Here is an 18,778-nt window from a genome sequence, read left to right as displayed (position 1 = left end):
GCCTCAAAACCTGCTGTCAGTTGAACCGATACCTGCTCATACTGCTTTGGTGCCTGATGGTGTTTTCTGCGCAGGCCCAACAGCGCCTTGGCAGCAGTTGCCTGAAAGTGGAGTTGCCGGTGGTTGTGATGCGACAGCTTGAGCAGCAGATCAGCCTTCAGATAGTTTCCGATAGTGCTTTTGGCCGCTTCGAACATCAGATGGTTCCCATCCTGGTCAATGGTAAACCGTACGAAGTGGTTTTCGAGCGCAATAAGGCTGTGCTTGCCTACGATTTTCCGCGCAACGAAACGCTGCGTATCGAGGCCGGTGAGTTTGTCTGGCAAAAGGATGTGACTCCCATTCCCTTGTGGATGTCGGTATTGCCTCCGCTGGTTGCCATTTTGTTGGCGCTATTGCTGCGCGAGGTGTTTTTTGCTTTGTTCACCGGCATACTTACCGGCACATTCATCATGGCCTTTTACCAGGGTAACGGATTTTTTCCGGCCCTTGGCAAAGGTTTTCTGTCCGTCATAGATACCTATATCATGGCTTCGCTGCTCGATCGCGGGCATATGTCCATCATTGTCTTTTCGATGGTCATCGGCGGAATGGTACATCTGATCTCAAAAAACGGGGGCATGCAGGGTGTGGTCAACCGCCTGTCGGGGCTGGCCCGCAACGCCCGGTTGGGACAGTTTACCACCTGGCTGCTGGGTGTGGTTATTTTTTTCGACGACTATGCCAACACCCTTGTGGTGGGCAATACCATGCGGCCGGTTGCCGACAGGCTGGGTATTTCGCGCGCCAAACTGGCCTATCTGGTCGATTCTACGGCTGCGCCCGTGGCTGCCATTGCCTTTGTTACCACCTGGATTGGCGCTGAACTGAGCTATATTCAGGCCGGTATCGATGCCATCGGCCTGCAGATGTCGGCCTATAGTGTATTCTTTAACTCGCTGGCATACAGCTTCTATCCTTTCCTTACGCTGGCTTTCCTGCTGATGATCATCTTTCAGGGCAGGGAATATGGCCCCATGCTGGCTGCAGAACGGGCTGCCCGATTAAAGCTGCCGACAGCGCAGGAGACCGTGCAAGACCTTGAAAAATTTCACAGCCCCCGCGCCCTTAATGCCATTCTTCCGGTTGCTGTCATTATCTTTGGTACGCTGGGAGGGTTGTTATACACAGGATGGAGCGCCGAAGAGTGGGCACGAACCGATCTGAGCACTTTCGAAAAGTTGTCCGATATCATTGGCCGTGGCGATTCCTATACCGCACTGTTGTGGTCGTCGATTTCTTCGCTGTTCACAGCCTTGCTGCTCACCCTGATTCAGCGCCTGATGAGCCTCAGGACAGCAGTGGAGCATATTGTGGACGGCTTTCGCATTATGCTCACGGCCATATTAATACTAACCTTGGCCTGGTCGGTGGCATTGGTGGCCGAGCATTTGCACACGGCCGACTTCATTGCCCACACCCTGATGCGGATATCGTTTTCGCCCTATCTTATTCCGGCATTTACATTTGTTATGGCGGCGCTGGTGGCTTTCAGCACAGGCACTTCATGGGGCACCATGGCCATACTCTATCCGCTTATTCTTCCGGCCAGCTGGATGCTCACCGAAGCGCATCCCGAGATTGACACTGCACACGGCCTCACCATTTTCTATAGCGTGGTTTCGGCGGTTCTGGCCGGATCCATCCTGGGCGACCATGTTTCGCCCATTTCCGACACCACCATCCTCAGCTCTATATCAAGCGGTTGCAACCACATCGAGCATGTGCGTACGCAGATGCCCTATGCGCTCACTGTTGGCGTGGTTTCGCTGCTTGTTGGCACCATTCCTGCGGCTTATGGCTTTGTGTCGCCCTGGTGGCTTATGGGTATGGCAGCCATCCTGTTGTTTTTTATCATCCGGCTGCTGGGCAGGAAGCTGCCGAAAGTTCAAAGTGAGCACCAATGAGTGTTTCAGTAGCCATAGCTCTGCTTGTTTCAGGCGTTGTGGTAGGATTTATCAATACCCTTGCCGGAGGCGGATCGGTAATTTCGCTGTCGTTGTTTCTTTTCCTTGGTCTGCCCGTCGATGTAGCCAATGGCACCAACCGCATTGCTATTGTGTTGCAAAACCTGACCTCTGTCGGGGCTTTCAGGCGCAGCGGGCTCATCAACTTCTCTTATGCCAACAAACTGGCCATTCCTGCCGTAATCGGTTCGGTGCTGGGGGCGCAACTGGCGGTGGACATTGATAAAGCCATGGTCGAACATGCGTTCGCTGTGATATTGGTGTTGGTTGGATTGCTCATGTTTGTAAATCCCAGGCATTACCTCTACGGGCGCCCGAAAGAACAAGACAAGCCCGTGAAACCTTTTACCCTCTTCATCTTTTTTCTGATTGGGCTTTATGGCGGTTTCATTCAGGTTGGGGTGGGCTATTTTCTGCTTGCTGCCCTGGTCATGGGAGCCGGGCTCGATCTGGTCAAAGCCAATGCCCTCAAGGTCTGGATTGTATTGTTGTATTCGCCGGTGGCGCTCACGGTTTTTCTTGCCAACGGGGCAGTGGATTGGCTGTATGGCCTGGTGCATGGGCTGGGCAATATTGCCGGAGCGCTCATAGCAAGCAGGCTGGCAGTGCGCAAGGGCGTGAACTTTGTGCGTTGGGTGATCATCATTGTCATCGTGATCACTTCGGCACAACTGATGGGGTTGTACAACTTCAATGATGTCATTGCCTGGCTGATGCGCTAATTGGCCGCCCCCTGTCGCCGGCTTGGCCGGCATTGCTTACCTTTGCAGCCCAAAACACAGCATGTTATGACATCAGCCGTCAGGGTGCGATTTGCGCCCAGTCCCACAGGCCCGCTGCACATGGGCGGGGTTCGCACAGCCCTCTACAACTACTTGTTTGCGCGTCATCACAGAGGCACCATGATTTTGCGTATCGAAGATACCGACCAGACCCGCTATGTGCCAGGCGCGGAACAATACATTGCTGAAGCCCTGAACTGGTGTGGTATCCAGTTCGACGAAAGCCCGGAAAAAGGCGGACCTCATTCCCCTTACCGCCAGAGCGAACGCAAACATATCTATGCGCAATATAGTCAGCAACTTATCGAAAGCGGGCATGCCTATTATGCCTTCGATACGCCTGATGAACTGGATGCCCTTCGCAAGGAAGCCGAGGCACGAAAAGAAAACTTTATTTACAATCCGCTGACAAGAAAATCGCTTCGCAACAGCCTGAATATGCCGGCCGGAGAAGTGAGTAGTCTCCTTGCTTCCGGCGTACCTTATGTGGTGCGCTTCAAGATTCCGGAAAACAGCACAGTGGAGATGCACGACCTGATCCGGGGAAAAGTGGTGGTCAAAACCGAAACGCTCGACGATAAGGTGCTTTTTAAGTCGGATGGCATGCCCACCTATCATCTTGCCAATGTGGTTGACGATCATCTGATGGAGATATCGCATGTGATTCGTGGCGAGGAGTGGCTTCCTTCTTTGCCGTTGCATGTGCTTTTGTATCAGGCATTTGGATGGGAGGCGCCACAGTTTGCCCACTTGCCGCTCCTGCTGAGGCCCGATGGCAACGGCAAACTGAGCAAGCGTGATGGCGACAGACTGGGTTTTCCGGTGTTTCCGCTGGCCTGGACGGATCCCTTCACGGGCGAGAAGACCTCAGGTTACCGCGAATCGGGCTATTATCCCGAAGCTTTCGTCAACATGCTGGCCCTGCTGGGATGGAATCCCGGCAACGAACAGGAAATCTTCAGCATGGAAGAGCTCATCCGGGCCTTCAGCCTCGAAAGGGTAAGCAAATCGGGCGCAAAGTTTGATCCGGGCAAAACCAGGTGGTTCAACCAACAATACCTGCACAGGCGCAGCGACGAACAACTGGCCGACGAACTTGCGCCCATGCTTATGCAAAAGGGCTTGCAGGTTGATAAAGAGAAGCTTACCACAATCTGCAGGCTGATGCAGGACAGGGTGCATTTTGTGCACGAGATCTTTGATGAAGGACGATTTTTCTTCGAGGCGCCTGATGCCTACGACGAACAGGTTGTCAAAAAACGCTGGAAAGAAGATACCCCAGCCATGATGGAGGCGCTGGCATCCGCTTTGGAACCCCTCGCAACATTCGACATTGCAAGCATCGACGCCTGCCTGCAACAGTTTATTCAAACCAACGGACTGAACACGGGTGCGGTGATGAATGCCCTCAGGCTTTTGCTGGTTGGTGCTTCCAAAGGGCCGCACCTGGCCGATATCATGGCCCTGATTGGCAAAACAGAAACCCTTAACCGCATCCGCACAGGCCTTGCAAGACTCAGTAAGCACAATAACCCGCAACACTAAAGTTTTATGTCAGTCATCTCGATCGAAGGCATGGAGTTTTACGCCTACCACGGCTGCTTTTCCGAAGAACAACTCATAGGCACCTGGTTTGTGGTGGATCTGTTTCTGGAAACCGATACAGCAAATGCTGAAGCTTCGGACAACCTGCACGACACGGTAAACTACCTTGAAGTGTATCAGTTGGTTAAGCGCGAAATGGAGATCAACTCCAAACTGCTCGAGCACGTAGGCAGGCGCATACTCGACGCGGTGGGCCGTAGCTTCCCTCAGGTGCGTCATGCCCGCGTCAAGGTGCGTAAGATGAACCCTCCGCTGGGTGGTAAAATGGATTTTGTGAGTCTGACCATCGAGAGCAGCTATGGAAAAGCCACGACTAACGGCGCCTGACCTTTGCCCGAGGTGCGGTCAGGAGTTTCACTGCAGCAAATCGGCCCGATGCTGGTGTTTCGAGGTGCAAACCACGCCGCAGGTGCTTGAATATGTGCAGGAACGCTGGGCTGGCTGCCTTTGTCCGGCCTGTCTCGAGGCTGTGGTGCATGCGCTTGGCCAAACTGATGTAAGGAGTGGCAGCTCGTCTGCCAACAGTCCCGAAAAACAGGACTAAATGCCTGTATGTGGCAAATAATCAGTTGCCCGTTTACCGAAATGTCTTACCTTTGCAAACCCAAATGGTCCCGTGGCCGAGGGGTTAGGCACCGGTCTGCAAAACCGTTTACAGCGGTTCGAATCCGCTCGGGACCTCCAGAAACAAAAAACAGCACTGCCGGAGCGGTGCTGTTTTTTTTTGTCTGAGCCTTCCACGGGACTCGAACCCGCGACCTGCTCATTACGAGTGAGCTGCTCTACCGACTGAGCTAAGAAGGCCTGTGGGCTGCAAAATTACAAATTTCGGCCCTTGCAAACAATGTGGGGCGATTCTCCTGTTTATGCCCCCTCAGGCTGGTGCTTCACTATCTGGCTGATAAGGTTTTCCAGCAGAAGTTTTAATTCAATGAGTTTTTCGGGTTCAAGTTCGGTTTCCGACAGGCTGCCAACCAGAGCCTGGGGGATGCGGGCGGCTGCATGCCTGAGCTGCTCGCCCTCCGGGCTGAGCGAAACAAGCACACGGCGTTCATCGCTGCCATCGCGCCGGCGGATGATCAACCCTTGTTTTTCGAGCCTTTTGAGCAAAGGAGTCAGGGTATTGGTGTTCAGTATCAGGCGCTTGCTAATGTCGCCCACGGCTTGCGGACCATGTTCCCAAAGCACCATCAGCACCAGATATTGCGGATAGGTAAGCCCGAGTTCGTCCAGCAGGGGCTGGTACTGCCTGATGATGAGCCGCGAAGCTGCATACACCGGAAAACAGATCTGGTTGCTCAGCTTAAGTTGTTCGTATTCCATGCTCATGAGGCATTGGTAGGTAAATATTTTGACAGGTACGATTCGATCTGCTCAGGTTTGGTGGTGGGAGCAAAGCGCTTCACCGGCTTCCCTGTGGGATCGATCAGGAATTTGGTAAAATTCCACTTTATTTTGCTGCCCAGCAATCCCGGCAGTTCTTTTTTCAGGTATTTGAATACCGGATGGGCCTGGGGGCCGTTGACGTCCACCTTGGCAAACATCGGAAAGCTAACGCCATAATTCAGCTGGCAGAACTCCGCGATTTCTTTTTCATAACCCGGATCCTGGTTGGCAAACTGATTGCACGGGAAGCCCAGAATGACCAGGCCACGGTCGCGGTATTTGCGGTAAAGCGCTTCCAGACCTTCGAACTGGGGGGTGAGTCCGCACTTGCTGGCAGTGTTCACCACAAGGATGGTCTTTCCTTCAAACTGTTGCATCGGAATTTCTTTTCCGTCTATGCTTTGGGCCTTGAACCCGTAAAATGGACTTGTTGATTTCATGTCGTGATAGATTATATCTTTTGCGATACAAAGGAAAGCTAAAAATATATCGCCTGCGATGTAATTTCAAAAAATTAACACATGATACCGTGCTGAGGCAGGCATAGCTATTGCGGACGGCAAAGCATATGCAGTTGTTTCAGTGCAGCAGTTTATGGTCCTGACTGATCAACTGATCAGGTAAGGCTCAGGAAACCAGGAAGTCAGGCTTCTTTGTTGAAGGGTTTTACTTCCAGGAACAGTTCATCGAGTTGGTGTTGGGCAATGGGCGAGGGCGCGTCGATCATGGTGTCGCGTCCGGCATTGTTTTTCGGGAAGGCGATGAAGTCGCGGATTGAGTCGTGACCTGCCATCAATGCAGTCAGTCGGTCGAATCCGAAGGCGATGCCGCCGTGAGGTGGTGCGCCGTATTCGAAGGCATTGAGCAGGAAGCCAAACTGGCTGAGGGCTTCTTCGGGGCTGAAGCCGAGCAGGGCGAACATTTTGTTTTGCAGGCTGCGGTCGTGGATACGGATGGATCCGCCGCCAATTTCGACGCCATTGATGACCAGGTCGTAGGCATTGGCTCTGACGGCCCCCGGGTTGCTGTCGAGCAGGTGGATGTCTTCGGGTTTTGGCGAGGTGAAGGGGTGGTGCATGGCAAAAAACCTGCCGCTTTCCTCGTCCCATTCGAGCAAGGGGAAATCGGTCACCCAGAGGGGTTTATATTGTTCCGGATTGCGCAATCCGAGCCGGTTGCCCATTTCGAGGCGCAGCTCGTTGAGTTGTTTGCGCACTTTGTGTGTTTGTCCCGACAGGATAAGCATCAGGTCGCCGGGTTTGGCTTCGAAGGCTTCGGCCCAGCTGCGCAGTTGGGCTTCGCTGAAGAATTTATCAACCGACGATTTGAGGGTGCCATCGGTGTTGTATTTCACATACACCAGGCCTTTGGCGCCTATCTGGGGTTTTTTCACGAACTCGGTGAGCTCGTCGAGCTGTTTGCGGCTGAATTCGGCACAACCTTCGGCATTGATTCCGACCACGAGTTCGGCCTGGTCGAACACGGCAAATCCCTGATCTTTAGCCAGATGGTTAAGTTCGACGAAGGGCATGCCGAAGCGTAGGTCGGGTTTATCGGAGCCGTAGCGTTGCATGGCGGTGGCATAGTCCATGCGCATGAACGGGCCGGGGTCGAAGCCTTTGACTTCGCGGAAGAGGTGGCGGGTAAGGCCTTCGAAGGTGTTGAGCACATCTTCCTGTGTCACAAAGGCCATCTCGCAGTCGATTTGTGTAAACTCCGGCTGGCGGTCGGCGCGCAGGTCTTCGTCGCGGAAGCAGCGCACAATCTGGAAGTAGCGGTCGTAGCCGGCTACCATGAGGATTTGCTTGAAGGTTTGTGGCGACTGTGGCAGGGCGTAAAACTCGCCCGGATTCATGCGCGAGGGCACCACGAAGTCTCGTGCGCCTTCGGGTGTGGATTTGATCAGGTAAGGGGTTTCGATTTCGAGGAAGCCCTGGCTGTCCATATACCTGCGGGTTTCGAAGGCCAGGCGGTGGCGCAGTTCGAGGTTTTGGCGCAAGGGATTGCGTCTCAGGTCGAGGTAGCGGTATTTCATGCGCAGCTCATCGCCTCCGTCGCTTTTGTCCTCGATGGTAAAAGGCGGGGTTTTGCTGGCATTGAGCACTTCGATGCTGGTGGGTCGCACTTCGATGTCGCCAGTAGGCAGTTGGGGGTTTTTCGACGAACGTTCGTGCACCGTACCCTGCACCCGCACCACGAATTCGCGGCCCAGGCTGCGGGCAGCCAGCATCAGCTCCTGGTCGGTAATGCCTTCTTCGAGAATGATTTGCGTGAGGCCGTAACGGTCGCGCAGGTCAATCCAGATGAGCGAACCTTTGTCGCGCATGCGCTGCACCCATCCGCTGAGTGTCACTTGTTTGCCGGTGTCGGAGATCCGCAGTTCGCCGCAGGTGTGTGTACGAAAGTGCATCGTCGTTGTGATTTTGTTTCGGGGCGCGAAGATACAAAAAGCTGAGCCAGCCCCGGCCGTAATGCCCTGAGCTTTGGCATTTCGATGTGGAAGACACTTTACAGTTGTCCGTCGCTCTCCGGCCTGAGTTTTGCTATCCACAACCTGTACTGGAAAATGGGCGCTTTTTTGAGCACGATATCATGCTTCACCTCAAAGCCATTGTCGTGGAGCAGTTTTTCAAACTCCTGACGAACAAGCTGATAGGGGTGAAGCACGTCGAGGGGAAGCCAGCGGAAGATGGCATGGCACACCCTCCAGCGGTGTTCGTCCACCGAAATCACAAGCAGGCCGTCAGCTTTGATCAGCCGGCGCATATTGTGCAGTGCCAGGCCGATATGTTCCACATGGTTGATTACGTTGAGGCAGAATACCACATCGAACCTGCTTACGGAAGCATATTCCTCAGCTTTGGCCGCATGAAATTCAACTTTTCCATGTGTTTTTTCGAATGCCGTGGGAAACAGGCGCTTGTATTTGTCCAGCAGAGGATCCACAGCAGTGGGTTTTCCGGGCAAGGCCATGAATACCCCTGCCGGACCGCAGCCCAGATCGAGGTACTTACCTTGGGGGGAAAGGTGAAGATGGGGTTCCAGTATTTTCAGAAAGTTTTCCCAATAGTTGAGTTTCCAGCGGTAGTAGGCCTCAGGGTCTTTCTTGTGCAGATACCAGCGCCACCAGCGCGATTCGAGGTATTGTGCGAGTTTCCATTTTGTTCGTGGCATACGACAGGTTTGGGGCTGCGCTTCAGAAAGATACAGACCGAAAGGCAAACAGCGGCTCAAAGATAGCTGAATGCGCTGGTTTATTGGGGGTTGATATGCAGTGAATCAGGGCGGAATGCTCAGAACATGAGCGTAAACACGGTGCCTTCGCCGGGCTTCGACTTCACCGAGATGGCGCCTTTATGCATCTGCATAATCTGTCGCGAGAGGCTGAGGCCGATGCCTGAGCCTTCTTTTTTGCTGGTGAAGAAGGGCATAAAAATTTTATCCATGTGGTCGGGTTTGATGCCTTCACCGTTGTCGGCAATGTCGATCACAATGCGGTTGTTCACGTTTTGGCTGGCCACAATGGAGATTTGCGGTTGTTCGCGGTTTTTGACAGCGTCTATGGCGTTGAGCATCAGGTTGATAATCACCTGATCTACCAGATCGGGATCGGCCAGTACCATCAGGTCGTCGGGAAAGACCTGCCAATGGCAGCGGATGTTGAGTTGCTCGAGTTTTGGCCGGAGGAGGTCGGAGGCGCGGACAAATAGTTCATTTACAGGAAAGTGCCTGAAGTTGGGCCGTGGGATGCGGGTAAGGTTGCGGTACACCTCCACGAAGTTGAGCAGGCCACGGCTGCGCGCGCCGATGGTGCTGATGGCAGCGGTAATGCTTTCGAGGTCTTCGCGGTCGAGTTGTTGCACACGGCTTTCGCCCGTTTCGGGGTCGGTAAGCATTTCTTCGAGTGTGGCGGTGAGCGAGCTGATGGGGGTGATGGAGTTCATGATTTCGTGGGTGAGCACACGGATCAATCGCTGCCAGCTCTCAATTTCCTTGTCTTCAAGCTCGGGATGGATGTTTTGTAGCGATACCAGCACATACGTTTCGCCGCGCATTCTGAATTCGGTGGCATTGATGGAAAGCTGGATCAGCTCATCTTCCAGGAATACTTTGACCAGCAGTTTGTCGCCGGCCTGCATCTGCATGAGCAATTCAGGCAGATCGGTTTTCACGCTTGCCAGCTCGTTTATATTGCGTAAGTGATTGATGCGCAGCATCTTTTTTATGGCATTGTTGAACACGTCCACCTTTCCGTCGCGCCTGAAGACGATGATGCCGATGCTGATGTGCTGCACCACGGTGAGCAGGTAGTTGAAGTGTTCTTCTTTCTCGGCCCGGTTCGAGTTGAATGCTTCGATCACTTTGTTGAATTCGTCGTTGAGTTCGGCGAAGCTTTTGCCCATGCCATCGTCGGCAAAGCTGACCGAGAAGTCGGAATGTCGGATGCTCGACAGGAAACGCGCCAGCCGGCTGTTGGTTTTTTCGACGTATAGAATGAGCGAGGCCGTTTGCAGTATGGCAAAGATGACGAGCAGGAGGGTGGAGATGAGGTAGCCTTCGAGCTTCCAGACGGCCGCAATGGCCACCAGGCTGCCTGCGAGCAGCAACACCCTTAGGATAACCTGCAGTCGGAAATGCTTAAAAACCATACTTTTCCATTCTGCGGTAGAGCGAGGCGCGGGTCAGACCAAGTTCGCGGGCAGCCCGGCTGATGTTGCCACCATGTTTTTCGATGACCTTGCGTACGAGAATTTTTTCAGTTTCTTCCAGATTCGTGGTGGTTGGGATGCCAGGTTCTGAAGTCTGTGTTTTTTCGGCCAGGAAGAAGTCGTGGGGTTCGAGGATGTTGCCTTCGCTCAGGATGACGGCGCGTTCCACGGCATGTTGGAGCTCGCGGATGTTGCCAGGCCAGTGATGCATCTGCAGGCGCTTCAATGTGCTGGCATTGAGCCGTTTGCGTGGCAGCTTGTAGCGCTTGCAGTACATTTCAATAAAATGTTCGGCCAGAGGTTCAATATCTTCAATGCGTTCGCGCAGGGGCGGGATGTGAATCTCGACCGTGTTGATGCGATAAAGGAGGTCCTGCCTGAACTTTCCTTCGTTCACCATCTGGTAGAGGGGCATATTGGTGGCGCAAACCACCCGCACATCAATGGGGGTTTCTTTGTTGGTGCCCAGGCGAACCACTGTGCGGTTCTGCAGCACGGTGAGCAGCTTGGATTGCAGGCTTTGTGAGAGGTTGCCTATCTCGTCGAGAAAGATGGTGCCTTTGTGGGCAGCCTCAAAACGGCCTGCGCGGTCTTCGCGGGCATCGGTGAAAGCGCCTTTGCGGTAGCCGAACAATTCGCTTTCGAACAAGCTTTCGGTGATGGCTCCCAGGTCGACGCTGATGAACACCTCGCCAGCGCGCGGCGAGGCACGATGTATGGCCCTGGCAATCACTTCTTTGCCGGTGCCGTTTTCGCCCAGGAGCAATACGTTGGCATCGGTACGTGCCACTTTGCTTACCGTGGCCAGCACCTTCATCATGGCAGGGCTGTTGCCGATGATGTGGCTGTAAGCGGCATCCTGATCGGCAATGAGCAGTTTCTGCCGGCCTTTAAGGTCCTGCAACTCCACTTTCGACTTGCGCACCTCGAGGGTGGCACTGATGGTGGCGAGGAGTTTTTTGTTTTCCCAGGGTTTGAGCAAAAAGTTGGTGGCGCCTTCCTTGATGCCCTGCACGGCCAGTTCGATATCGCCATAGCCGGTGATGAGAATCACGGCGGCTGCGGGGTCGATCTCGAGTATTTTGTTGAGCCAGAAAAAGCCTTCCTGTCCGCTGGTGGCATCGCGGGTGAAGTTCATATCGAGCAAAATGAGGTCGTAGGTCTCGCTGCGCAACAAATCGGGAATGTTGGCCGGATTTTTTTCGGTGTGCACGGTTTCGATGTGCTGCCGCAGAAACAGCCGGGCGGCAAGCAACACATCATTATCGTCGTCCACAATCAGGATGCGGGCTTTGATTTTTTCCATGGATGCTGGTGGTTTGGCAACGGATAAAGGTAATCAGTCTGTCCGATATTGTACGTTATGATGGACGCATTCGAACACAAAAGGTTACATTTTTTTAAAAATATTCTGTAATATATTGATTAACAGTATTTTGTATTTTATGGCATTGAAAGTGCAAAAAAACAATAAATTGCCACTGTTGGGTAAATTCAGGAAAAAACCCGGGCTTGTTGCCGGATGGAGTATCTTTACCCGACTTTGGAGAAGAAAGAAAATTTGAGGATGCCTCTCATACAAACCATAGATATCAGGCGCACATTTGTTGCCGGGGAGGTCGAGACCCGGGCGCTCGATGGCATCAGCCTCAGCATTGAGCAGGGCGAATTTGTGGCCATCATGGGTCCCTCGGGTTGTGGAAAGACGACCTTGCTGAACATACTTGGGTTGTTGGATAACCCGACATCTGGAACATACATCTTTCAGGGACAGGATGTTACGCCATTGTCCGAGCGACAGCGGGCTGCCATTCGAAAGCACAACATTGGTTTTGTGTTTCAAAACTTCAACCTCATTGATGAGCTCAATGTGTTTGAGAATGTGGAGCTGCCGCTGGTCTATCAGGGGGTTCCTCCCAAGGCGCGCCGGGAGCGTGTCATGGCTACCCTGGCCCGGTTGCAGATTGCACACAAGCACGATCTTTTTCCGCAACAGCTCTTGGGCGGGCAGCAGCAAAGGGTGGCTGTGGCGCGTGCCATGGTGGGCAACCCGTTGCTGATTCTGGCCGACGAGCCCACGGGCAACCTCGACTCGCACAATGGGGAGGAAGTGATGATGCTGCTCGAACAACTCAATGCGCAGGGCACCACCATTGTCATGGTTACCCACTCGCAGCGCGATGCCGATTACGCCCGACGCCTGGTGCGCCTTTTCGACGGCAAAGTCATCAACGAGCATTTCCGAAAACTAAGCACCTGATTCCGGATGTTTTGCCAAAATGTAAACTATCATTTACCGAGCCGAAAGCTCTGAAAAGCCCGCTCCGATGTTGAAGCATTTTTTGATGATTGGCAACAGGTTGATGCTCAGGCGTAAGGTGTTCAGCTTTATCAATACGCTTGGGCTGGCCACTGGTTTGGCCTCCTGCCTCATCATCCTGCTTTGGGTGGCCGACGAGCTTAGTTACGACAAGTTTCATGAAGGCTACGACCGGATTTACCGCGTGACGGTAAATGGAAAATTCAACGGCTTGAACTTCAGGACGGTATATACACCGGCTCCATTGCCGGGTGCCTTGCTCAACGATTTTCCGGAAATTGAATATGCCACAAGGCTCATGATCCGGCCACAACACAGCCTGCGACGTCAGGAGGTCCAGCAGAGCCTGATCGAGGACTATTTTGCCTATGCCGATTCATCGTTCTTTGATGTGTTTTCGTATAAACTGCTTGCAGGCGATCCCAAAAAGGCGCTGACCCGACCAAAAAGCATTGTGCTCACCCAGTCGGCAGCGCGTCGGTGGTTTGGCGACGAGGACCCGATGGGCAAGGTATTGATTGAAAACGAGATGCACCGCTATACGGTCACCGGAATTATGGCCGATCCGCCTCCGAACAGCCATATGCGGTTCAATATGGTGGTCTCGATGACGAGCATCCCTTACCATGCGCAGCAAAGCTGGCTGATGCAGGGATCGCTCACCTATTTCAAGCTGCGCGAGGGTGCCGGTATTCAGCACATCAGCGATAGCCTGGATGCCTTCCTGATGCGTCACATCAAAGATGAAATCGTATTGAGCCTTGGCCTTGATCTGGAGCAATTTGCGGCAACCGGGCAGGTGTATCGCTACGAACTTCAACCATTGGCTGATATCCATCTGCATTCCAACCTCGATGGCGAGCTCCGGCGCAATGGCAACCTGGCGCGGGTGTGGCTGTTTTCGGCCATCGCGCTTATCATTTTGCTGCTGGCGTGCATCAATTTTATGAATCTGTCCACAGCCAAGGCCGCTGCACGCTCACGCGAGGTAGGCATACGCAAGGTGATGGGTTCGTACCGCACCGAGCTGGTTTGGCAGTTTTTGTTCGAGACATTTTTGTATCTGCTTCTGGCACTGGCACTTGCCTTGTTGATGGTAGAGCTTGCCCTGCCCTGGTTCAACAACATAGCTGCAAAAGAACTCAGGGTGACCATGCTGTTCGGGGGTTATTTTCCGCTGGTGATGGTGGCCATGGTTGCACTTTGCACACTGGCTGCCGGCATTTATCCGTCGCTTTACCTCTCGGCATTCGAGCCGGCACAGGTGCTTAAAGGGCAGTTGTTGCCCCGTTCGGGAATGGGCGGATTGCGAAGGTTGCTCGTTGTGTTTCAGTTTTCGTCAGCCATCCTGCTGATGATATCTTCATTTGTGGTTTACCGGCAACTTGAGTTCGTGCATAGTAAAGACCTGGGCTTTCAGTTGCATGATGTCCTGGTGATCAAAAGGGTGCATGGCCTGGGAGAGCGTATTGATGAATTCCGGGAAAAAGTAAAGCAGGTGGAGGGGGTAGTTGAGGCAGGTTATGCCCTGAATCTTCCCGGCGACGAGCATTCCACCAACAGTGTGGGAATAGAAGGCCGCCCAGTGGACCAGGTCAGGCTGATGGCGGTCATGATGGCCGATTATCACCTGGCCGATGCCCTGAAACTGCGACTCATGGAAGGAAGGTGGTTTAGTCCCGACGAACCATCCGACACTGCGGCTATTGTGATCAACCGGGCCGCACTGGAGCAATTGCAGATCACGGACTGGACAAAAGAACGGATCGAGCTTCACGGCGCGCTGAACACCAAAAGCCAGTCGTTTCGAATTGTGGGTGTGGTGGACGATTTTCACTACGAATCGTTGCGCAAAAAGGTGAATCCCATCGCCATCCTTCTGCGCAGGGGGTATTGGATGAACCGCATGGCCATCAACGTGGAACGGGGCCATATGCCTGACGTGCTCGACAGGGTGCGCAGTCTGTGGGATGAAATGGACAGCGGACAACCATTCGAGTTTACGACCATGGATACCCAGATAGGCAGCATGTATTCAGGAGAAGAGACTGTGGGTAAGGTATATACTATTTTCAGTATGCTGGCTCTGCTTATTGCAGCCCTGGGCTTGTTTGGCTTGTCCACGCACACCATTGAGAGCCGCACCCGCGAGTTGGGCATTCGCAAGATACTTGGCGCCAGCAACGGCTATATTGTGCGCATGCTGCTCGTCGAATTCACCCGATGGGTGCTCATTGCAGCCCTCATAGCCTGGCCTTTGGCCTGGTGGATGATGAACCGGTGGCTGCAGGGATTTGCCTATCATGTGGACTTAAGTGTGGCAGAATTTATGCTGGCCACCCTCCTTACCTGGGTGGTGGCATTTTTCAGTGTAGTGGTTCAGGCTTTCAGGGCGTCGCAGCTCAATCCTGTGGAAGCACTTAAATACCAGTAAAATACATTTTAATTTATCGAAACTATGAAAAACACTTTGCTTGCCGTTATCATGCTGTTGCTGGCAGCAACAGGTTTTGCGCAATCCGACGATGCCGCCGTTATCCGGGCACTGATCCAGGAATCGTATGTGCAGGGCATACACAACAGAACCGAAACAGCCAACATCCAGAAGGGTTTTCACCCGGGGTTCGAGATGCTGAGCGTAAATAACAATTTGCTGGTTAAGTTTCCGATCTATTCCTGGCTCGAGAATATCCGCAAGGCTATGGAAGCCGGTCAGAAGCCCACGGCTGTTACCACGGCCGAGATTCCTCTGGTGGATGTGGCGGGCAATGCTGCCGTGGCACGGGTGGAATTGTTCCGCGACGGAAAGCATATTTTCACCGATTACATGACGCTGTACAGGTTCGATGAAGGCTGGAAAATCGTGTCCAAGATTTTTTACCGCATACCCGATTGAGCCGCAAAACCTTCCATAGAGCCGAAAAGCTTAATTTTGCAGGCAATTAGCCTGCATTTTTCATTTTATCTTTTGTACATGAACACATCCGATAACGAGTTACCCCGCACCGAAATATCCAGTCTTGGCGAGTTTGGTCTGATCGACCGGCTCACGGCCGCTATGCCGGTTTTCAATGCCTCCACCCTCAAAGCTGTGGGCGACGATGCTGCGGTGCTGGGTTTTGGTACGCAACGCATTCTGCTCTCTGTAGATCTGCTTGTGGAAGGTGTGCATTTCGATCTCACCTATACTCCCCTCAAACACCTTGGATATAAGGCAGTTGCAGTCAATATCTCGGATATTGCCGCCATGAATGGCCGTGCCACCCAGATTGTGGTCGGACTGGCGGTTTCGAACCGTTTTTCGGTCGAGGCGCTCGATGAGCTCTATGCCGGCATGCGACTGGCTTGCGAGCGCTATAAGGTGGACCTGGTTGGCGGCGATACCACCTCGAGTACTTCCGGACTTATGATTTCCATCACAGTGATCGGAGAGGCAGAGGAAGATCAGATTACCTACCGGTCTGGCGCATCGCAGGGCGATCTGCTTTGTGTGAGTGGCGACCTGGGTGCGGCTTACATGGGTTTGCTGCTCCTGGAGCGCGAAAAAGCCGAATTCCGGGCCAACCCCAACATGCAACCCGACCTCGAAGGGCACGACTATGTGCTGCAACGCCAGCTCAAGCCCGAACCACGCACCGACATAGTGGACGCCCTGCGCAAAGCTGGCATCAAACCCACCGCCATGATCGACATCTCGGACGGGCTGGCCTCGGAAGTGCTTCACCTGTGCAAAGCTTCTGCAGTAGGTTGCCATGTGTACGAAAACAAACTTCCGCTCGACCCCGCCATGCTGAGTTTGTGTCAGGATTTCCGCATGGTGCCGGCCGTGGCGGCACTCAACGGGGGCGAAGACTACGAGCTGCTTTTCACCATCCGGCAGGCCGATTATCCGAAGATTCTCGAAGTGAAGGATGTGACCATCATTGGCCACATGACGGCCGAGGTGGGGCAGGCCAGCCTGATCACCACCGATCAGCAGGTGATTCCGATTACTGCACAGGGTTGGGATGCCTTGAGAAAGCGCTAAGCAAGCCATGCAGGAGCAGCAAGCTGACATACCCGGCAATTTGCAGGCGCTGGTGGCTTCGCTTCCGCACCAACCCGGTGTGTATCAGTATATTGATGAAAGCGGGAAGGTGATTTATGTGGGTAAGGCAAAAGACCTGCGCAAAAGGGTGTCGAGCTATTTCACTAAGGTGCAGACGGGCAAGCTGCGCGTGCTGGTGCGGCGCATCCGCGACATCAGGTTTATCGTTGTTGAAACCGAGGCCGATGCCCTGCTGCTCGAAAACAACCTGATCAAAACGCTGCAGCCGCGCTACAATGTGCTCCTGCGCGACGACAAGACCTATCCCTGGATTTGTATTAAGAACGAACCATTTCCAAGGGTGTTTTCCACCCGAAACCCGGTGAAGGATGGATCGGAATATTTTGGTCCTTATGCTTCGGGGCGCACCAAAAATGCCCTGCTCGAGCTCATTCGCCAGCTTTATCCGATCCGGAGCTGCAGCCTCAACCTGTCGGAAAAAGCCATAGCCCGCGGGCAGTACAAGGTTTGTCTGGAATACCATATTGGCAATTGTCTGGGTCCGTGCGAGGGCAGACAAAGCGAAGCCGACTACAACGCCATGATTCGCGAAATCAGACAGATCATCCGCGGAAACCTCAGCCCGATCCTGCGCGACATGAAGGCACGCATGATGGCACATGCCGAAAGCATGGAATTTGAAAAAGCCCAGGCCATCAAAGAGAAGCTGCAGTTGCTTGAAAATTACCAGAGCCGCTCGGCCGTGGTGAGTCAGAACATCAGCAATGTGGATGTGTTTTCCATTCTGGACGAACCCGAAACGGCCTGGGTAAACTACCTGAGGGTGGTGGAGGGCGCGGTCGTGCATTCGCACACCATCGAATTGAAAAAGAAATTGGATGAAACGGCCGATGAATTGCTCAGCCTGGCCATTGCCGAGTTGCGCACGCGTTTCCATTCCGATGCTGCTGAACTTATCCTGCCATTTACCCCGGCATTTTTGCCGGAAGGCGTCAAGGTAACGGTGCCTCAGCGGGGCGAGAAAAGAGACCTGCTGGAGCTTTCGGAAAAAAATGCCCGGCACTACAAGCTCGAAATCGAACAGCAACGCAGCCTCGTGGATCCTGAGCGGCACCAGAAACGCATTTTGCAACAATTGCAAAAAGACCTCAGGATGAGCGTGTTGCCCGAAGTGATCGAATGTTTCGACAACTCCAATTTTCAGGGCGATTATGCCGTAGCAGCCATGGTGCAGTTTGTCAATGCCCGGCCAAACAAGGCCGAATACCGGCACTTTAACATCAAAACCGTGGAAGGCCCCGACGACTTTGCCTCCATGCGCGAGATTATAACCCGGCGTTACAGCCGCCTGCTCAATGAGGAAAAGCCTCTTCCTCAGCTTATTGTGATCGATGGGGGGAAAGGACAACTGTCGGCTGCAGTTGAAGCCCTCGACAAACTCAATCTGCGCGGGCAGATCACCATCATCGGAATTGCTAAACGGCTGGAGGAGATCTTTTTCCCCGGCGACCAGGTGCCCATTTACATCGACAAACGCTCCGAGTCGCTTAAGCTTATTCAGCAATTGCGCGACGAAGCCCACCGTTTTGGCATCACCCATCACCGCAAAAAATTCCAGAAAGGCTTCCTGCAGTCGGAACTCAGCCAGATTAAAGGCATAGGCGAGCAAACGGCACACAAACTACTCAGCCATTTCAAGTCGGTGAAAAACCTCAGCATGGCCGCGAAGGACGAAATAGCCGCCGTTGTTGGCAAGGCAAGGGCAGAGATTGTTTATTCCTATTTCCGCAGCAAAGCCGGGTGAGACCTTTCCGTTATTTTGCTTTGCGATGCATGCCCTGTGGAAAAGCCGGGTAAGAATCACTTTTTTAAGCCATGTAAGAAACTATCTTTGTGATGGCTTCCCCAGCGGGATGGCTATG

16 protein-coding genes and 2 tRNA genes are annotated in these 18,778 nt (G+C 53.4%); 11 read left to right on the top strand and 7 right to left on the bottom strand.

What is annotated here, in order from left to right; translation table 11 throughout:
• Window positions 1–20: 20 nt before the first annotated feature.
• The 6 genes from IPM52_08520 (at window position 21) to IPM52_08495 (ending at window position 5,077) form a co-directional block, all read left to right on the top strand.
• Window positions 21–1,946 carry a Na+/H+ antiporter NhaC family protein gene (locus tag IPM52_08520; GenBank protein ID MBK9291653.1) on the top strand — a complete coding sequence of 642 codons (1,926 nt, stop codon included), beginning with the start codon at window positions 21–23 and terminating at the stop codon, window positions 1,944–1,946.
• On the top strand, window positions 1,943–2,728 hold the full coding sequence (locus IPM52_08515; protein MBK9291652.1) for a sulfite exporter TauE/SafE family protein: 786 nt from the start codon (window positions 1,943–1,945) through the stop codon (window positions 2,726–2,728). The genes IPM52_08520 and IPM52_08515 overlap by 4 nt, the downstream gene beginning before the upstream one ends.
• 66 nt (window positions 2,729–2,794) lie before the next feature.
• Window positions 2,795–4,333 (top strand): glutamate--tRNA ligase, encoded by a 1,539-nt coding sequence (locus IPM52_08510; GenBank protein ID MBK9291651.1) that lies wholly within the window; start codon window positions 2,795–2,797, stop codon window positions 4,331–4,333.
• Window positions 4,334–4,339: 6 nt separating this feature from the next.
• A complete protein-coding gene (gene folB / locus IPM52_08505; protein ID MBK9291650.1) occupies window positions 4,340–4,720 on the top strand; it encodes a dihydroneopterin aldolase in 381 nt (126 codons plus the stop codon).
• Window positions 4,692–4,937 carry a cysteine-rich CWC family protein gene (locus tag IPM52_08500; GenBank protein MBK9291649.1) on the top strand — a complete coding sequence of 82 codons (246 nt, stop codon included), beginning with the start codon at window positions 4,692–4,694 and terminating at the stop codon, window positions 4,935–4,937. Before folB ends, IPM52_08500 begins: the two co-directional genes overlap by 29 nt.
• Window positions 4,938–5,003: 66 nt before the next feature.
• Window positions 5,004–5,077, top strand: a tRNA-Cys gene (locus IPM52_08495).
• Between the two features lie 47 nt (window positions 5,078–5,124).
• Here the strand turns inward: IPM52_08495 and IPM52_08490 are convergent.
• The 7 genes from IPM52_08490 to IPM52_08460 all read right to left on the bottom strand — a co-directional run bounded on the left by IPM52_08490 (window position 5,125) and on the right by IPM52_08460 (window position 11,794).
• Window positions 5,125–5,197 (bottom strand) — tRNA-Thr (locus tag IPM52_08490).
• 60 nt (window positions 5,198–5,257) lie between these two features.
• Window positions 5,258–5,716 (bottom strand): MarR family transcriptional regulator, encoded by a 459-nt coding sequence (locus IPM52_08485; protein ID MBK9291648.1) that lies wholly within the window; start codon window positions 5,714–5,716, stop codon window positions 5,258–5,260.
• Window positions 5,717–5,718: 2 nt separating this feature from the next.
• Window positions 5,719–6,219, bottom strand: a complete 501-nt coding sequence (locus tag IPM52_08480) for a glutathione peroxidase (GenBank protein MBK9291647.1) — start codon at window positions 6,217–6,219, stop codon at window positions 5,719–5,721.
• A gap of 203 nt (window positions 6,220–6,422) precedes the next feature.
• Complete coding sequence (gene aspS / locus IPM52_08475; protein ID MBK9291646.1) at window positions 6,423–8,189, bottom strand: aspartate--tRNA ligase; 1,767 nt, start codon at window positions 8,187–8,189, stop codon at window positions 6,423–6,425.
• Between the two features lie 98 nt (window positions 8,190–8,287).
• Window positions 8,288–8,953: a methyltransferase domain-containing protein gene (locus IPM52_08470; protein ID MBK9291645.1), complete on the bottom strand. Its 666-nt coding sequence runs from the start codon at window positions 8,951–8,953 to the stop codon at window positions 8,288–8,290.
• 119 nt (window positions 8,954–9,072) lie between these two features.
• Window positions 9,073–10,428 carry a GHKL domain-containing protein gene (locus IPM52_08465; GenBank protein ID MBK9291644.1) on the bottom strand — a complete coding sequence of 452 codons (1,356 nt, stop codon included), beginning with the start codon at window positions 10,426–10,428 and terminating at the stop codon, window positions 9,073–9,075.
• Entirely contained in the window at window positions 10,418–11,794 is a 1,377-nt protein-coding gene (locus tag IPM52_08460) for a sigma-54-dependent Fis family transcriptional regulator (GenBank protein ID MBK9291643.1), read from the bottom strand. The genes IPM52_08465 and IPM52_08460 overlap by 11 nt, the downstream gene beginning before the upstream one ends.
• A 261-nt stretch (window positions 11,795–12,055) precedes the next feature.
• Between IPM52_08460 and IPM52_08455 the strand changes: the two genes are divergently transcribed.
• From IPM52_08455 to uvrC, 5 genes are all read left to right on the top strand, one after another.
• A complete protein-coding gene (locus IPM52_08455; GenBank protein MBK9291642.1) occupies window positions 12,056–12,748 on the top strand; it encodes an ABC transporter ATP-binding protein in 693 nt (230 codons plus the stop codon).
• A gap of 67 nt (window positions 12,749–12,815) precedes the next feature.
• Window positions 12,816–15,242 (top strand): ABC transporter permease, encoded by a 2,427-nt coding sequence (locus IPM52_08450; protein MBK9291641.1) that lies wholly within the window; start codon window positions 12,816–12,818, stop codon window positions 15,240–15,242.
• A gap of 24 nt (window positions 15,243–15,266) precedes the next feature.
• The gene (locus tag IPM52_08445) at window positions 15,267–15,704 is read left to right on the top strand and encodes a nuclear transport factor 2 family protein (GenBank protein MBK9291640.1); all 438 of its coding nucleotides are present in this window, start codon (window positions 15,267–15,269) and stop codon (window positions 15,702–15,704) included.
• Window positions 15,705–15,782: 78 nt separating this feature from the next.
• Window positions 15,783–16,835, top strand: coding sequence for a thiamine-phosphate kinase (thiL, locus tag IPM52_08440; GenBank protein ID MBK9291639.1), 1,053 nt, complete (start codon window positions 15,783–15,785; stop codon window positions 16,833–16,835).
• Between the two features lie 7 nt (window positions 16,836–16,842).
• Window positions 16,843–18,660: an excinuclease ABC subunit UvrC gene (gene uvrC / locus IPM52_08435; GenBank protein MBK9291638.1), complete on the top strand. Its 1,818-nt coding sequence runs from the start codon at window positions 16,843–16,845 to the stop codon at window positions 18,658–18,660.
• Window positions 18,661–18,778 lie beyond the last annotated feature (118 nt).

Source organism: Bacteroidota bacterium (genome assembly GCA_016715945.1).
In the GTDB taxonomy this organism is placed as follows: domain Bacteria; phylum Bacteroidota; class Bacteroidia; order Bacteroidales; family F082; genus JALNZU01.
Note: the sequence above shows the minus strand (reverse complement) of the source record. Positions and strands in the feature narration are given on the sequence as shown.

Bases quoted from the DNA above. Each gene is read 5' to 3' on its own strand.
- uvrC (MBK9291638.1), top strand. From the start codon at position 16,843: ATGCAGGAGCAGCAAGCTGACATACCCGGCAATTTGCAGGCGCTGGTG.
- IPM52_08500 (MBK9291649.1), top strand. From the start codon at position 4,692: ATGGAAAAGCCACGACTAACGGCGCCTGACCTTTGCCCGAGGTGCGGT.
- IPM52_08445 (MBK9291640.1), top strand. From the start codon at position 15,267: ATGAAAAACACTTTGCTTGCCGTTATCATGCTGTTGCTGGCAGCAACA.
- IPM52_08460 (MBK9291643.1), bottom strand. From the start codon at position 11,794: ATGGAAAAAATCAAAGCCCGCATCCTGATTGTGGACGACGATAATGAT.
- aspS (MBK9291646.1), bottom strand. From the start codon at position 8,189: ATGCACTTTCGTACACACACCTGCGGCGAACTGCGGATCTCCGACACC.
- IPM52_08510 (MBK9291651.1), top strand. From the start codon at position 2,795: ATGACATCAGCCGTCAGGGTGCGATTTGCGCCCAGTCCCACAGGCCCG.
- IPM52_08455 (MBK9291642.1), top strand. From the start codon at position 12,056: ATGCCTCTCATACAAACCATAGATATCAGGCGCACATTTGTTGCCGGG.
- IPM52_08515 (MBK9291652.1), top strand. From the start codon at position 1,943: ATGAGTGTTTCAGTAGCCATAGCTCTGCTTGTTTCAGGCGTTGTGGTA.
- IPM52_08465 (MBK9291644.1), bottom strand. From the start codon at position 10,428: ATGGTTTTTAAGCATTTCCGACTGCAGGTTATCCTAAGGGTGTTGCTG.
- IPM52_08470 (MBK9291645.1), bottom strand. From the start codon at position 8,953: ATGCCACGAACAAAATGGAAACTCGCACAATACCTCGAATCGCGCTGG.
- thiL (MBK9291639.1), top strand. From the start codon at position 15,783: ATGAACACATCCGATAACGAGTTACCCCGCACCGAAATATCCAGTCTT.
- IPM52_08450 (MBK9291641.1), top strand. From the start codon at position 12,816: ATGTTGAAGCATTTTTTGATGATTGGCAACAGGTTGATGCTCAGGCGT.
- IPM52_08480 (MBK9291647.1), bottom strand. From the start codon at position 6,219: ATGAAATCAACAAGTCCATTTTACGGGTTCAAGGCCCAAAGCATAGAC.
- folB (MBK9291650.1), top strand. From the start codon at position 4,340: ATGTCAGTCATCTCGATCGAAGGCATGGAGTTTTACGCCTACCACGGC.
- IPM52_08485 (MBK9291648.1), bottom strand. From the start codon at position 5,716: ATGGAATACGAACAACTTAAGCTGAGCAACCAGATCTGTTTTCCGGTG.